The 13,222-nt window shown below is 68.7% G+C and carries 14 protein-coding genes; 12 read left to right on the top strand and 2 right to left on the bottom strand.

Annotated elements, in window-relative coordinates:
* Positions 1–14: 14 nt before the first annotated feature.
* A complete protein-coding gene (locus ABFG95_RS01135; protein ID WP_059270903.1) occupies positions 15–443 on the bottom strand; it encodes a VOC family protein in 429 nt (142 codons plus the stop codon).
* A gap of 264 nt (positions 444–707) precedes the next feature.
* Here ABFG95_RS01135 and ABFG95_RS01130 point away from each other — a divergent pair, with 264 nt between their 5' ends.
* The 12 genes from ABFG95_RS01130 to ABFG95_RS01075 all read left to right on the top strand — a co-directional run bounded on the left by ABFG95_RS01130 (position 708) and on the right by ABFG95_RS01075 (position 12,515).
* Positions 708–1,598, top strand: a complete 891-nt coding sequence (locus ABFG95_RS01130) for a nitrilase family protein (RefSeq protein ID WP_348995316.1) — start codon at positions 708–710, stop codon at positions 1,596–1,598.
* Between the two features lie 39 nt (positions 1,599–1,637).
* Positions 1,638–2,804: a substrate-binding protein gene (locus tag ABFG95_RS01125; RefSeq protein ID WP_348995315.1), complete on the top strand. Its 1,167-nt coding sequence runs from the start codon at positions 1,638–1,640 to the stop codon at positions 2,802–2,804.
* A gap of 54 nt (positions 2,805–2,858) precedes the next feature.
* Positions 2,859–3,692 (top strand): branched-chain amino acid ABC transporter permease, encoded by an 834-nt coding sequence (locus tag ABFG95_RS01120; protein WP_054416553.1) that lies wholly within the window; start codon positions 2,859–2,861, stop codon positions 3,690–3,692.
* The gene (locus ABFG95_RS01115) at positions 3,685–5,652 is read left to right on the top strand and encodes an ATP-binding cassette domain-containing protein (protein WP_348995314.1); all 1,968 of its coding nucleotides are present in this window, start codon (positions 3,685–3,687) and stop codon (positions 5,650–5,652) included. Before ABFG95_RS01120 ends, ABFG95_RS01115 begins: the two co-directional genes overlap by 8 nt.
* Positions 5,649–6,359 (top strand): ABC transporter ATP-binding protein, encoded by a 711-nt coding sequence (locus tag ABFG95_RS01110; RefSeq protein WP_175147191.1) that lies wholly within the window; start codon positions 5,649–5,651, stop codon positions 6,357–6,359. The genes ABFG95_RS01115 and ABFG95_RS01110 overlap by 4 nt, the downstream gene beginning before the upstream one ends.
* A gap of 53 nt (positions 6,360–6,412) precedes the next feature.
* Complete coding sequence (locus ABFG95_RS01105) at positions 6,413–7,573, top strand: transporter substrate-binding domain-containing protein (RefSeq protein WP_238910066.1); 1,161 nt, start codon at positions 6,413–6,415, stop codon at positions 7,571–7,573.
* Between the two features lie 2 nt (positions 7,574–7,575).
* A complete protein-coding gene (locus ABFG95_RS01100) occupies positions 7,576–8,229 on the top strand; it encodes an ANTAR domain-containing protein (protein WP_082380490.1) in 654 nt (217 codons plus the stop codon).
* Positions 8,226–9,719: a M81 family metallopeptidase gene (locus ABFG95_RS01095; RefSeq protein ID WP_348995313.1), complete on the top strand. Its 1,494-nt coding sequence runs from the start codon at positions 8,226–8,228 to the stop codon at positions 9,717–9,719. The genes ABFG95_RS01100 and ABFG95_RS01095 overlap by 4 nt, the downstream gene beginning before the upstream one ends.
* A gap of 110 nt (positions 9,720–9,829) precedes the next feature.
* Positions 9,830–10,237 carry a carboxymuconolactone decarboxylase family protein gene (locus tag ABFG95_RS01090; RefSeq protein ID WP_026384362.1) on the top strand — a complete coding sequence of 136 codons (408 nt, stop codon included), beginning with the start codon at positions 9,830–9,832 and terminating at the stop codon, positions 10,235–10,237.
* Between the two features lie 9 nt (positions 10,238–10,246).
* Positions 10,247–10,855, top strand: a complete 609-nt coding sequence (locus ABFG95_RS01085) for an LON peptidase substrate-binding domain-containing protein (RefSeq protein ID WP_348995312.1) — start codon at positions 10,247–10,249, stop codon at positions 10,853–10,855.
* 111 nt (positions 10,856–10,966) lie between these two features.
* Positions 10,967–11,791 carry a hypothetical protein gene (locus ABFG95_RS01080; protein WP_348995311.1) on the top strand — a complete coding sequence of 275 codons (825 nt, stop codon included), beginning with the start codon at positions 10,967–10,969 and terminating at the stop codon, positions 11,789–11,791.
* A gap of 103 nt (positions 11,792–11,894) precedes the next feature.
* Positions 11,895–12,515, top strand: a complete 621-nt coding sequence (locus tag ABFG95_RS01075; protein ID WP_348995310.1) for a hypothetical protein — start codon at positions 11,895–11,897, stop codon at positions 12,513–12,515.
* A gap of 300 nt (positions 12,516–12,815) precedes the next feature.
* On the opposite strand, the gene ABFG95_RS01070 is transcribed toward ABFG95_RS01075, so the two are convergent.
* Positions 12,816–13,106, bottom strand: a complete 291-nt coding sequence (locus tag ABFG95_RS01070) for a hypothetical protein (RefSeq protein WP_348995309.1) — start codon at positions 13,104–13,106, stop codon at positions 12,816–12,818.
* Between the last annotated feature and the right edge of the window lie 116 nt (positions 13,107–13,222).

Raw genomic sequence — 13,222 nt, 5'->3', positions numbered from 1 at the left:
TGTCAGTGGGGGTGTCAGTGGTTGAGCCGCCCGCCGCTGATCATCCACCGCGTGTCGTAGCGGTCGATCAGCGCGCCGTAGGCGTCGGCCCAGAAGGTTTTCTGGAGCGGCATGGTAACGCTGCCGCCCTCGGCCAGCATATCGAACACGCGTTGCGCGTCCGAGACCGTGGGGTAGGCCAGCGACAACGCCATGCCCTGCTTGCCGGGGTAGGGATGGCCGGCGGTGGCGTCGCTGGCCATCAGCACCTGTTCGTCCAGCGCCAGGCGGGCGTACATGATGCGCTCGGCCTCTTCGCCCGACAGCGCCGGCATGGCGGCATCGGCGGGCGCGTCCGCGTAGCGCACCAGGGCCTCGACGCGGCCGCCCAGCACGCGTTCGTAGAAACGCATGGCCTCGGCGCAATTGCCGTCGAAACTGAGGTAGGCGGAAAGTTGGGGCATGGCGGGTTACTCCTTGATGGCCGACCCTGATTCTCGCACCCATGGCGCCGTCCGGGAAACCTCTTATTGCCGCCGGTCCGCGCCCATCCCTATGATTCGGCACAGGATCAGGACTGATCCGCACGCACCGGCACGGCTTGGTGCGGCAGTGCCCCGCAGCAATGATTGCTGCCCGAACCTTCGTCTGGCTATAGAAGCCCCCGACTCACACGCAACGCGTGGTCGGGGGCTTTTTTGTTTTCCAAAACGTTGCAGGGAGATCGCATGCAAGTATCACCGCCGCCGGACGCCGCCGCGTCCGCGATCCACGTGGCCAGTGTGCAGACGGCCCCCGTCATGGGCGAGGTCGCCGCCAACGTGGCCCGTTCCATCGAATTGGTCGAGCAGGCCGCCGCGCAGGGCGCGCGGCTGGTGGTGCTGCCCGAGCTGGCCAACACCGGCTACGTGTTCGCCGGCCGCCAGGAGGCCTATGCTTTGGCCGAGGCCGTGCCCGACGGCCCCAGCTCGCAGGCCTGGATCGCGCTGGCGCAACGCCTGGGCATCTACCTGGTGGCCGGCATCGCCGAGCGCAGCGGCGGCCGGCTGTACAACGCCGCCATCATCGCCGGCCCCGACGGCTACCTGGGCACCTACCGCAAGCTGCACCTGTGGGGCGACGAGAACCTGTTCTTCGAGCCGGGCGACCTGGGCCTGCCGCTGTTCGACACCGAATTCGGCCGGCTGGGCGTGGCGATCTGCTACGACGGCTGGTTCCCCGAGGTCTACCGCCTGCTGGCGCTGCGCGGCGCCGACATCGTCGCGGTGCCGACCAACTGGGTGCCGATGCCCGGGCAGACGCCCGACGGCCCGGCCATGGCGCACGCGCTGGCGGCGGCCGGGGCCCACAGCAACGGCCTGACGCTGGTGTGCGCCGACCGCGTCGGCGTCGAGCGCGGCCAGCCCTTCGTCGGCCGCAGCCTGATCGTCGGCTCGCAGGGCTGGACCGTGGCCGGCCCCGCCAGCCACGACCGCGAAGAGGTGCTGGTGGCGCCGGTGGACCTGGCCGCCTCGCGCCGCGCCCGGCAACTGAACGACTTCAACCACGTGCTGCGCGATCGGCGCCGCGACCTTTACGACGAACTGCTGGGCGCCGCCGAGGCGCCGCGGCAGCGTTGACTACAACGGCGGACAGCCGGCCCCCAAGGAGAAATCCCCATGAAAAAACCCACTTGCAGCTTCCTCATCCGACTTTCCTTCATCGCCGCGCTGACCGGCGCGGCGGGCGCGCACGCGGCCGACCCTTTGCGCATCGGCGTGCCGGTCGGCCTGTCCGGCGCCAACAGCGTGGTCGCGCCCGGCGTGGTGCAGGCCTCGCAACTGGCCGCCGATGAAATCAACGCCGCCGGCGGCATCCTCGGCCGCCAGGTGGTGCTGGAGATCGCCGACGACGCCTCGGGCGCGGTCGGCGCGCAGAAGGCCTACGACACGCTGGTGTTCCAGAAGAAGGTGGACGCCATCGTCGCCATGGAAACCAGCGCGGCGCGCAACGCCGCGCTGCCCATCGTCTCGCGCGGTAAGGTGCCGTACATCTACACCTCGTTCTACGAAGGCCGCTCGTGCAACCGCTGGATGCACGTCAACGGCTGGGTGCCCGAGCAGCAGGTGGCGCCGGTGGTGGACCACTTCATGAAAGAACGCGGCGCCAAGACCTTCTTCCTGGTCGGCAGCGACTACGCCTTCGGCCGCGGCATGCTCAAGTTCACCCGCGAATACATCGAGAAGCAGGGCGGGCGCGTGGTGGGCGAGGAATACCTGCCCATCGACGGTTCCGACTGGACCCCGGTGGTCTCGAAGATCCGCTCGGCCAACCCGGACGCGCTGATCAGCTCGACCGCCGGCGGCGGCCCCAACGTCAGCCTGGCCAAGCAGGTCAAGGCGGCCGGCCTGACCATGCCCTACGGCAACCTGGCGATCGACGAGGCCACCGCCAAGACCATGGGCGACACGGCGGTCGGCATGTACCTGTCGGCCTCGTACCTGACCAGCATCGATACGCCGCAGAACCGCAAGTTCCTCGACGGCCTGAAGGCCAAGTTCGGCGCCGACGCCAAGACCGCCAACGAGTTCTCGGGCCCGCAGTACGAAGCCTTCTTCCTGTACAAGGCGGCGGTCGAGAAGGCCGGCAGCTTCGATCCGCAGAAGGTGGTGCAGGCGCTGAGCGAAGTGTCGTTCGACGGCCCGCGCGGCCCGGTCAAGATGGACCGCCAGCGCCACGCCGCGCTGACCATGCGGCTGGGCCAGGTGCAGCCGGACGGCTCCATCAAGATCCTGCAGACCTTCGACCAGGTCGATCCGGGCGCGCAGTGCCCCGACCTGAAGTAACGCGGTAAGCCACCCCTGCGCGCCGCCGGTTCGCCGGCGGCGCAGGAGAACACAATGGGTTTGATGCTGGACATCCTGAGCACGGCCGCCATGCTGTTCATCGTGACGGCCGGGCTGATGATCATTTTCGGCGTGATGAAGATCGTCAATTTCGCCCACGGCGCCATCATCACGCTGGGCAGCTACGCCGCCCTGGTGGTGACGCGGCTGGGGCTGGACCCGTGGCTGGCGCTGCCATGCGCGCTGGCGGCGGGCGTGCTGGTGGGCATGCTGGTCGAGCGCCTGATCGTGCAGCCGCTGTACAAGCGGCCGCTGGACGCCATCCTGGCGACCTGGGGCCTGGGCATCGTGATCGGCCAGCTCATCACCATGGCCTTCGGCCGCGAGGTGCAGTTCGCCGACGCGCCGATCCAGGGCGCGGTGCCGTTCCTGGGCACCGAATACTCGGCCTACCGGCTGTTCCTGGTGCCGGGCGCGCTGCTGCTGTACGTGGCGCTGACGCTGCTGCTGAACGGCACGCGCTTTGGCGTGCGGACCCGCGCCGTCATCATGAACGAGGACCTGGCGCGCGGCCTGGGCATCAACGCCGAACGCATCCGCTTCACCACTTTCGCGCTCGGCGCGGGGCTGGGCGCGCTGGCCGGCGCGCTCATCACGCCGCTGTCCAGCGTCGATCCGAACATGGGGCTGCCGTGGCTGGTCAGCGCCTTCATGCTGGTGATGGTGTCGGGCAACTCCATCACCGCGCTGCTCCTGACCTGCCTGGTCTATGGCGCCTGCCAGGTGCTGGTGGGCGTGTTCATCAGCCCGATCCTGGGCGGCGTCACCATCGCGGTGCTGGCGGCCCTGACCCTGCGCCTGCGTCCCAAAGGATTCGCCCATGACTGATTCCTCCCTTGCGCAACCGGCGCTGGCGACCCGCGCCGACCCGCGCCGCGCCGCCCGCGGGCGCGACCTGCTGTGGCTGGCCATCGCCTGCCTGGCGCTGACCGTGGCCGGCCCCTGGCTGTTCGACACCTACCTGCTGAACGTGCTGATCAAGGCGCTGTTCTTCGCCGTGGCGGCGGTCACGGTGGACATCCTGTGGGGCTACACCGGCTACCTGACCTTCGGCCAGTCGGCCTTCTTCGGCGTTGGCGCCTATGCCGCCGGGCTGGCCTTTACGCACTACGGCTTCTCGCCGGGCATCGCGCTCGCGGCCGGGCTGGTGGCGGTGGGGGCGGCGATGCTGCTGGCGCTAGCCACCGGCTGGCTGTCGTTCTACCGCGGCGCCTCGCCGTTTTTCGCCACCGTGATCTCGCTGGTGCTGCCCATCGTGCTGACCCAGGTCGTGCTGTCGGGCGGCACCTACACCGGCTCCTCGTCGGGCCTGACCGGCTACGACACCTTCGACCTGTCGCTGGAAGCCTGGTACGTCATCGCCGCCGGCGGCCTGTCGATCGTGGCGCTGCTGGCCTGGGTCGCGGTGCGCAGCGACGGCGGCCGCATCCTGGCCGCGCTGCGCGACAACGAGGGCCGCTGCAGCTACCTGGGCCTGAACACCGCGCACTGGCGCATCGCGCTGCTGGTGGTGTGCGGCGCGGTCGCCAGCCTGGCGGGCTTCGGCTACGGGGCCTTCAGCGGCGTGGTGGCGCCAGAACTGACCGGCTTCGTGTTCGGCACCGAACTTATCATCTGGGTGGCGCTGGGCGGACGCGGCACGGTGTGGGGCCCGGTACTGGGCGCCGTGCTGATCAACGTGGCCGGCTCGTACCTCAGCGGCAACATGCCGTTCCTCTACCAACTGGTGCTGGGCGTGACCTTCATCCTGGTGATCCTGCTGCTGCCGCGCGGGCTGCTGCCGCTGCTGCTGGCGCCCTGGCGCCGCCGGCGGCCGGCCCCGGTGCCGGAATTGGTGGCGCGCGCGCCGGCCGGCGGTGCGGCGTCGGGCGGCGCGTCGGGGCGGGGCGGCGCAGCGGGACAAGGTGGCACGCCAGGGCAGGGCGCCGCCGAAGGCGGCCTGGTGCTGGCCGGCGTGGCCAAGCGCTTCGGCAGCCTCAAGGTGCTGGAAGGCATCGACCTGCGCGCGCGCGGCGGCGAACTGCTGGGCCTGATCGGCCCCAACGGCGCCGGCAAGACCACGCTGATGCGCTGCATCGCCGACGGCGCCGAGCGCAGCGACGGCACGGTCGAACTTTGCGGTCACGCGGTCAGGCGCGACGGGCCGGAGCAGTGCGTGCGTTACGGCCTGGGGCGCAAGTTCCAGAACGCCAACATCTTCGACACGCTGACCGTGGCCGAAAGCCTGCGCATCGCCACCACGCTGCGCGAGCGTCCGTCATGGCGGCGCCGGTCGCCCCGACTGGCGCTGCCGGCCTACGCTCTGGAGGTGCTGCGCATGACCGGCCTGGACCAGCAGCTGGATCGCGTGGCGCGCGACCTGTCGCATGGCCAGCAGCAGGCGCTGGAACTGGCCATGGTGCTGGCGCTGGAGCCGCGCGTGGTGCTGCTGGACGAGCCCACCGCGGGTCTCAGCAAGGACGAACGCGCCCGCATCGGCCAGGTACTGTCGGCCCTGGCCCATACCCACGGCCTGTGCTGCCTGCTGGTCGAGCACGACCTGGACTTCGTGGCCGAGGTGGCCACCCGCATCATCGTGCTGCACCAGGGCCGCATCGTCATGGACGGCAGCTTCCGCGAAGTGGCCGAATCCGAACTGGTGCGCACCATCTACGCCGGCAACGCGCCGGCCGCGAACAAGACCGCGCAAGCCACCCGGCAAGCGAGTCAGCAAGCCACTGAGCAAGCCACGCGGCAAGGCGCCCAACCCGCAACCCCGCCCGTCTCGCCCGAAGGAGCCCAACCATGAACGCCGCCCCGGCCTTGCGCCTGGAACACGTCGCCAGCGGCTACAAAGGCGCCGTGGTGCTCAACGACATCTCGCTGTCGGTGGCCGGCGGCGCCTGCGTGGCGCTGCTGGGCAAGAACGGCATGGGCAAGAGCACGCTGCTCAAGACGGTCATGGGCTACCTGCCCAAGCTGCGCGGCACCGTCAGCCTGGGCGGCGTCGACGCCACCCGCTTGCGGCCGCACGAAGTCGCGCGCCGCGGCGTCGCCTACGCGGCCCAGGACCAGCCGCTGTTTCCCGACCTGAACATCCGCGACAACCTGCGCCTGGGCCTGCCCAACGACCGCCTGTTCGATGAACGCTTCGGTGAAATCGCCGACCTGTTCCCGGTCTTCGCCAGCCGCCTGCGCCAGCATGCCGGCACCCTGTCGGGCGGCGAGCAGAAGATGCTGCTGGTGGCGCGCGGCCTGATGCAGCGGCCGGCCCTGTTGCTGCTGGACGAGATCACCGAAGGCCTGCAGCCTTCGGTGATCGAGCGGCTGGGCCGGGCGCTCAACTGGGAACGCGAACGGCGCGGCACCTCCATGTTCATCGTCGAACAGAACGTGGCTTTCGCGCTGGACGTGGCCGACCGCTACCTGGTGCTCAAGCAGGGCGCCATCGTCGACCAGGGCGAGGCTGGCGCGCCCGGGGCCGCCGGCCATATCATGGACCACTTGAAGGTATGAACCGTCCCGGCGCCCGCGGCGCGCCGGCCACGATCTTGCAGAAGGAAGCCCCTATGACCTCCCGCACTGACAGGGACGCCGCCACGCCGGGATGGCGCATCGGCGTGCTGTATTCGCGCAGCGGCGTGACCGGCACCACCGAATCGCAGCACTTCTTCGGCACCGTGCTGGCGGTCGAGGAAATCAACGCGCTCGGCGGCGTGCTGGGCCGGCCGCTGGAACCGGTGGTCTACGACCCGCGCAGCGACGCCGAGGAATACCGCCGCCTGGCCGCGCGGCTGCTGCTGGACGACGAGGTCAACGTGATCTTCGGCGGCTGCACCTCGCACTGCCGCAAGGCCATGCTGCCGGTGGTCGAGCGCAACAACGCGCTGCTCTGGTATGCCTCGGTCTACGAAGGCTTCGAATACTCGCCCAACATCATCTACACCGGCGCCGCGCCCAACCAGGGCAGCATGCAACTGGCCGCCTACCTGATCCAGCACTGCGGCAAGCGCATCTTCCTGGTGGGCGCCGACTACATCTACCCGCGCGAAACCAACCGCATCATGCGCGACACCGTCGAGGAACACGGCGGCGAGATCCTCGACGAAACCTACCTGCCGCTCGGCTGCGACGAAGGCGAGATCATCGACGTGGTGCGCGACATCCGCCGCATCAGGCCGGATGTGGTGTTCTCCACCCTGATCGGCGACGACGCCCAGCGCTTCTACCGCCGTTACCACGCCGCCTGCGAGGCCGACCCGGGCGCGCCGCACATCCCCATCGCCAGCCTCACCATGGCCGAATCCGAGGTGGCCGAGATCGGCCCGGCCCTGTGCGCCGGCCACATCACCGCCGCCACCTACTTCAATACCGTCGACTCGCCCGCCAACGCCCATTTCCTGGAGCGCTGGCGCGCCCGCTTCGGCGACCGCCCGGCCAGCGTCTACGCCGAGGCCTGCTACAGCCAGATGCACCTGTTCGCGCGCGCCTTGCAGCGCGCCGGCAGCCTGGACACGCGCAAGCTGGCGCAGGCGGTGCACCAGGTGGGCTTCGACGCGCCCGGCGGCCGGCTGACCATCCTGGCCGAGAACAACCATAGCGTGCTGACCCCGCGCATCGGCCTGTGCCGCGCCGACGGCCGCTTCGACATCGTCTGGGCCAGCGGCGAACCGGTCAAGCCGGACCCCTACCTGACGGCTTTCGGTCTCGATGAGTTCTGGTTGGCGTGATCATGGACCATAGCCTCCGCCGCCTTTACGAAGACCTGCGCAGCGTGGCCGTCGCCGTGGCCTATCCGCCCGGCGAAGACCGCGACCTGCTGGTCGAACAGCTCAAGCGCATCGGCTGCCGCATCCACCTGGTCTGGCCGTTCCCCGACAAACCGCCGGCCGGCGCCGACGTGGTGTTCTTCCAGGTCTCGCAATGCGGCCAGAACTCGTTCGCCTGGTCCGCCAGCGAGGTCGACGCCACCCTGATCGCGCTGTCCGAATACGAAACCCCAACCACCTTGAAGCAGCTGCTCAAGACCAACGCCCACGGCGTGCTGACGCGGCCGTTCCGCTCGGCCGGCATCCTCAGCACCCTGGTGCTGGCGCGCTCGGCCAAGCAGTTCCAGAACCGCCAGCAGAACAAGATCGACAAGCTGGAAAGCACCATCAAGGCGCGCCGCGTGATCGAAAAGGCGATCCGCGTGCTGATGGACCACCAGCGCCTGGACGAACGCGCCGCCTACGAACACATGCGCACCCGCGCCACCGGCCTGCGGGTCAGCGTGGCCGAGGTCGCCGCCATGATCGTCGAGGCCAGCGAAGCCATGGAAAAGCTGGGCCTGGGCGGCGCGCGCCCCGACCCGCACAACAACAGCAACAACGGAGGCAAGGCATGAAAGTCATGATCGCCCGCATGAACCACGAGACCAATACCTTTTCGCCGGTGCCCACGCCGCTGTCCGCCTTCGGCAACGACGGCCCCACCTACGACCGCGCCGCCTACGAAGAGAACCACGGCAAGCGCACCGCCATGTCCGCCTTCATCGACCTGGCCGAGGCGCGGGGCGCCGCGCTGGTCACGCCGGTGTCCGCCACCGCCTATCCCAGCGGCCGCGTCGACGGCCAGGCCTATCGTGAATTGTGCGACCGCATCGTCGCTGCCGCCGCCGGCTGCGACGCGCTGCTGCTGGACCTGCACGGCGCCATGGCCGTCGAGACCACCGACGACGGCGAAGGCGACCTGCTCGAACGCCTGCGCCAGCAAGCCCCCGGCGTGCCGATCGCCGTCGCCCTGGACCTGCACGGCAACGTCACCCAGAAGATGATCGACAACGCCGATGTCATCGTCAGCTTCAAGACCTACCCGCACATCGACATGTACGAAACCGGCGAGCATGCCGGCCGCCTCCTGTTCGACTGGCTCGCGGGCGGCCCGCGCCCGCGCCTGGCCTGGCGCCGCCTGCCGCTCATGAGCCACACCCTGCGCAGCAACACCGCCGAAGGCGCCATGCGCCGCGCCGTTCAGGCCGCGCGCGGCGCCGAGGCCGGCGGCATGCTGGCCGTGTCGGTGCTGGCCGGCTTCGCCCTGGCCGACATCCCCGACCCGTGCCTGAGCGTGGTGGTGGTCGCCGCCGGCGACGCCGACGCCGCCGAGCGCGTCGCCGCGGGCCTGGCCGCCGCCATCTGGGACGACCGCGACGGCTTCGTCTACGAAGCCGAACCCCTGGCCGCCTCGCTCGAACGCGCCGCCGCCCTGGCGCGCGGCGCCGACCGTCCCGTGCTGCTGCTGGACCACGGCGACAACTGCATGTCCGGCGGCACCTGCGACACGATGGACGTGCTGGTCGCCGCCGTCGACGCCGGCCTGACGGGCATCGTCGCCGGCCTGTACTGCGACCCCGAAGCGGTCGCCGCCATGATCGCGGCCGGGCAGGGCGCCCGGGTCGAACTGGCGGTCGGCAACAAGCTGCCCATCCCCGCCATCGGCCGGCCCGCCGCGCCGGTGACGCTGACCGGCGTGGTGCGCGCCATCACCGACGGTAGCTACGTCATCACCGGCCCCACCTACACCGGCCAGACCGCCTGCATGGGCCGCAGCGCCGTGCTCGACATCGGCGCCGCGCAACTGGTCATCACCGAACGCACCCACGAACCCTGGGACCTGGGCGTCTTCGAAAGCCTGGGCATCGACCCGCGCGCCGCCCGCTTCATCCTGGTCAAGTCGCGCATGTACTGCCGCCCGGTGTTCGTGCCCATCTCTTGCGCCCTGATCGAATGCGACAGCCCGGGCGTCACCAGCTCGGACTTCTCGCTGTTCCCGTACCAGCGGCGCAACCGGCCGCGCTATCCGCTCGATCCGTTCAAGCCGGCGCAGATGTCGGCGTAGGGTGGGGCGGATGTCGCCCCGCGCCTTGAACCGCGCCGGGCTTTCCAGTTCAATGGGACATTGCGCGGGCGGCACGCCGCCGCCCGGCCCCTTACCCGTTGGAGTGGCATATGGCTACGGTGCATCTGCTGTCGGATGAAGAAGCGCGCAGGATCCCCGAGGCGTGGGCGGTGTTCGAAGACATCCGCGCCACCCGCAAATCCGATTTCGTCAACAACTTCTGGCGCGCCCTGGCCAACGACCCGCCCCAGCTCAAGCGGGTCTGGGAACAGCTCAAGCAGGTCATGATGGCCGACGGCGAAATCCCGCCCCTGGTGCGCGAGATGATCTACATCGCGGTATCGACGGCCAACGGTTGCAGCTACTGCATCCATTCCCACACCGCCGCCGCCCGCGCCAAGGGCATGACCGACGGCCAGCACGCCGAACTGCTCGCCGTCATCGGCATGGCCGCCCAGACCAACGCGCTGGTCACCGCCATGCAGGTGCCGGTCGACGACGCCTTCACGGTGAAGTAGGGCGCCGCCATGGCGACCATTCCGCTGTTCCCGCTGTCCAACGCGCTGTTCCCCGCCGGCGTGCTGCACCTGCGCATCTTCGAAGTGCGCTACCTGGACATGATCCGCCGCTGCATCGCCGATGGCACCGAGTTCGGCGTGGTCGCGCTGCTGTCCGGCAACGAGGTCCGCTCGCCCGAAGGCCAGGAGGTCCTGGCCGACACCGGCACCCTGACCCGCATCGACGCCTGGGACGCGCCCATGCCCGCCTTGCTGCAGCTGCGCTGCGTGGGGACGAGCCGCTTCCGCCTGGTTTCCAGCCAACTGGCAAAATACGGTCTTTGGATGGGCGAAATCGAACCCATCCCCGACGACCCGCCGCTGCCCGTGCCGGCGCCGCTGCAACCCTGCGCCGACGCCCTCGGCCGCCTGGTGGCCCAATGGCAGCAGGAAGGCGTGCCCGCCGACCGCATGCCGGTGGCGCCGCCATACCGGCTGGATGAATGCGCCTGGGTGGCTGACCGCTGGTGCGAACTGTTGCCGCTGCCGGCGGCGGACAAAGTCCGGCTGCTGGCGCTGACGGACCCGCGCGCTCGTCTGGAAGCCGTGCGCATCGCGCTGGAAGGGCCGCAGGCCTAGCCAGCGGCAGGCGGCGCTTTTGGGTGGCGCTTGGCGGCCGTCTGGCGTGGACCCGCGCCAGGCCAACCGGGCGAGGCACGCGGGCAGGGCAAGAATTGTTTTTTGGACACCATGGATATCAGGATTGACGAAGGCCTGCGCGCCTATATTGACCCCTTGACCGACGATGAACGCGAGGCGCTTGAACGCAGCCTGCTGGCCGAAGGCTGCCGCGACGCGCTGGTGCTGTGGGGTGACCTGCTGATCGACGGCCACAATCGCTACGCGCTGTGCATGAAGCACGGCATTGCGTTCGAGACGCGCCAGAACACCTCGTTCAAATCGATGGACGACGTGCACCTGTGGATGATCGAAAACCACCTGGGCCGGCGCAGCGTGTCGGATTTCCAGCGCGGGGTGCTGGCGCTGCGCAAGAAAGAGATCCTGCAATCGCGCAGCGTACCGCCATGGGAAGACGACGGCAGCACGCCGCCGCCCGAACCGCCGCCCATCCCGCCCGCGGCTGCGTTGAGCCGGCAGGCGCTGGCGCGCGAGGCGCGCATCAGCAGCAACACGCTGGGGCAGATCGAGAAGATCCAGAAGGCCGCCGCGCCGGAACTGGTGCGGGCGGTGAAGGATGGCGCGATCTCCATCAACGCCGCGGCGGCGGTCGCGACCTTGCCGCCCGAGCGGCAGGCCGCGGCGGTGGCGGGCGGCAGGAAGGAATTGCAGCAGGCGGCGCGCGAAGTGCGCCAGGCCAAGGCGCCGCCGCCGAAAGAGGCGGTGCCGGATATTCCGATCGAGAATATCGCGGATTTGCCGGCCGAGGTGGCGCGGTTACGGGAGTTGCTGGCGCGGCTGACGGATGAGCGGGATCAGTTGAAGAAGAAAGTGATGCATCTGACGGTGGCGTTGGCTGAGGCGCGGAATGCGTCGGCGGGGGGAGGGGATGATTGATGGCGGTCCTCCTCTCAACTGAACGAATCTTGTCGAGAATTGGCCTGACAGCCCTTATTTGGTAAAAGCAAGGTTGATCAGAACCTGAGAGTCGATGGCTGCCATGTCCGAACCCTATTCTGCCTTTCTCAACCTCCAGATGTCCCGCGAGAATCTTGCCAGATGGCTCGCTGCCCCGGCGCCGGCGGCATCAAGATGGTCGGACTGGCGTGCCATCGGCGGCCAGTGGTATCTCTCCGAAGGCAAGGATCTGGTTGCCTCCAGCAATCAGGAGCTGGGCAGGCTCATTGCGGAATGCGACGCCATGCTGGCCCGCCATCCGGACAACCGCGCGGCGCTGGCGGCCATCCTGGCATCCGCGGAGGCCGAGAACATCAAGGTTGCGGCCTACGATCGTACAGGAACGCGCTTCGTTGCCGGCTCGCTGACCTATTCCGAAAACCTCTATGACCTCATCGTCTTTTTTTCGATAGCGCGTGGAGCGGCCGATTTTTTCGAGGCGGACGATCGTGGCTTTGCAGTGGTACACGACTATCTCTGGGGCGAGGAAGACGAACGAGAAACGGTGGCGGCGCTGGAACTCGCCGGAAACGGCGGCTCCGTATTCCTGGCGTCCGAAGCGCTCGGCCAAGCCGCTGGCGCATTCGAGGTCATGGTGGACGCGATGCTGGAAGGCAAAGACGATCCGGAGTTCCAGCCGCGCAATCAACTCGACCATCTTTGAGAGCAGACCTGCGTCCAGCAGGGACAACATGGCTTGCTCCCATGCGCAGGCCGGCGTCGCAGGCATCGCCGACCAGGCACAAGGCAAGGTGTGGCGCACCCCCACCGGCGTTCTTCCTCACGAATTGAAGGGCAGGGTGTACCGCTACTTGTCCAAGCTGCCGATCACATGCAAACTCCATCGCGCAGGTTCAGGGTCGACAGCAACCGTCGAAATCAAGCGGCGCCACGGAAACGCAGGAGGTCGCGGGGGCGATCATCCGATGATCGAAGCGGAAACCTATCCCCCCGGCGAGGGCGTTCAGGCTGTCAGGAAGCGGATGACTTCGGCCCAATCGTTGGTCGACAGGACGACGTCCTCGTCGTCGTCACTTTCCTCGTCGCAGCGCGAAACGCAGAAGCGCTGGCTTCTGCCGGATTCGCGGTCGGCATAGTTGGCGTAGTCGACATACACCTTCAGGCCGCGCTCCTGGTTCTCGAATGAAGGAGCGGCATCGATGTAGCTCGACGAATCGACAAACCCTTCGGGCAGCGTCGGCAGGGTGGTGATGTCGTAGTCGGGAAATTCGCGGCGCAGTCGTTCGAGGTTCATAAGGAAAGCAAGTGGGGAAGCAAGTTGAGGCAGAAGGCCTGGCATTTTACGTTGCTCCGTGCCAGTCGCCACGATCAGCTTCAGAAGGCCGCCGCGCCAGGGGCGGGTGCGGGCGG

The sequence above is a fragment of the Achromobacter sp. HNDS-1 genome (genome assembly GCF_040084795.1).
GTDB classification, from domain to species: Bacteria; Pseudomonadota; Gammaproteobacteria; order Burkholderiales; family Burkholderiaceae_B; genus Achromobacter; species Achromobacter ruhlandii.
Note: the sequence above shows the minus strand (reverse complement) of the source record. Positions and strands in the feature narration are given on the sequence as shown.

Coding starts and splice junctions, on each gene's coding strand:
- ABFG95_RS01075 (WP_348995310.1), top strand. CDS start 11,895: ATGTCCGAACCCTATTCTGCCTTTCTCAACCTCCAGATGTCCCGCGAG.
- ABFG95_RS01070 (WP_348995309.1), bottom strand. CDS start 13,106: ATGAACCTCGAACGACTGCGCCGCGAATTTCCCGACTACGACATCACC.
- ABFG95_RS01095 (WP_348995313.1), top strand. CDS start 8,226: ATGAAAGTCATGATCGCCCGCATGAACCACGAGACCAATACCTTTTCG.
- ABFG95_RS01130 (WP_348995316.1), top strand. CDS start 708: ATGCAAGTATCACCGCCGCCGGACGCCGCCGCGTCCGCGATCCACGTG.
- ABFG95_RS01115 (WP_348995314.1), top strand. CDS start 3,685: ATGACTGATTCCTCCCTTGCGCAACCGGCGCTGGCGACCCGCGCCGAC.
- ABFG95_RS01125 (WP_348995315.1), top strand. CDS start 1,638: ATGAAAAAACCCACTTGCAGCTTCCTCATCCGACTTTCCTTCATCGCC.
- ABFG95_RS01085 (WP_348995312.1), top strand. CDS start 10,247: ATGGCGACCATTCCGCTGTTCCCGCTGTCCAACGCGCTGTTCCCCGCC.
- ABFG95_RS01135 (WP_059270903.1), bottom strand. CDS start 443: ATGCCCCAACTTTCCGCCTACCTCAGTTTCGACGGCAATTGCGCCGAG.
- ABFG95_RS01080 (WP_348995311.1), top strand. CDS start 10,967: ATGGATATCAGGATTGACGAAGGCCTGCGCGCCTATATTGACCCCTTG.
- ABFG95_RS01100 (WP_082380490.1), top strand. CDS start 7,576: ATGGACCATAGCCTCCGCCGCCTTTACGAAGACCTGCGCAGCGTGGCC.
- ABFG95_RS01090 (WP_026384362.1), top strand. CDS start 9,830: ATGGCTACGGTGCATCTGCTGTCGGATGAAGAAGCGCGCAGGATCCCC.
- ABFG95_RS01110 (WP_175147191.1), top strand. CDS start 5,649: ATGAACGCCGCCCCGGCCTTGCGCCTGGAACACGTCGCCAGCGGCTAC.
- ABFG95_RS01105 (WP_238910066.1), top strand. CDS start 6,413: ATGACCTCCCGCACTGACAGGGACGCCGCCACGCCGGGATGGCGCATC.
- ABFG95_RS01120 (WP_054416553.1), top strand. CDS start 2,859: ATGGGTTTGATGCTGGACATCCTGAGCACGGCCGCCATGCTGTTCATC.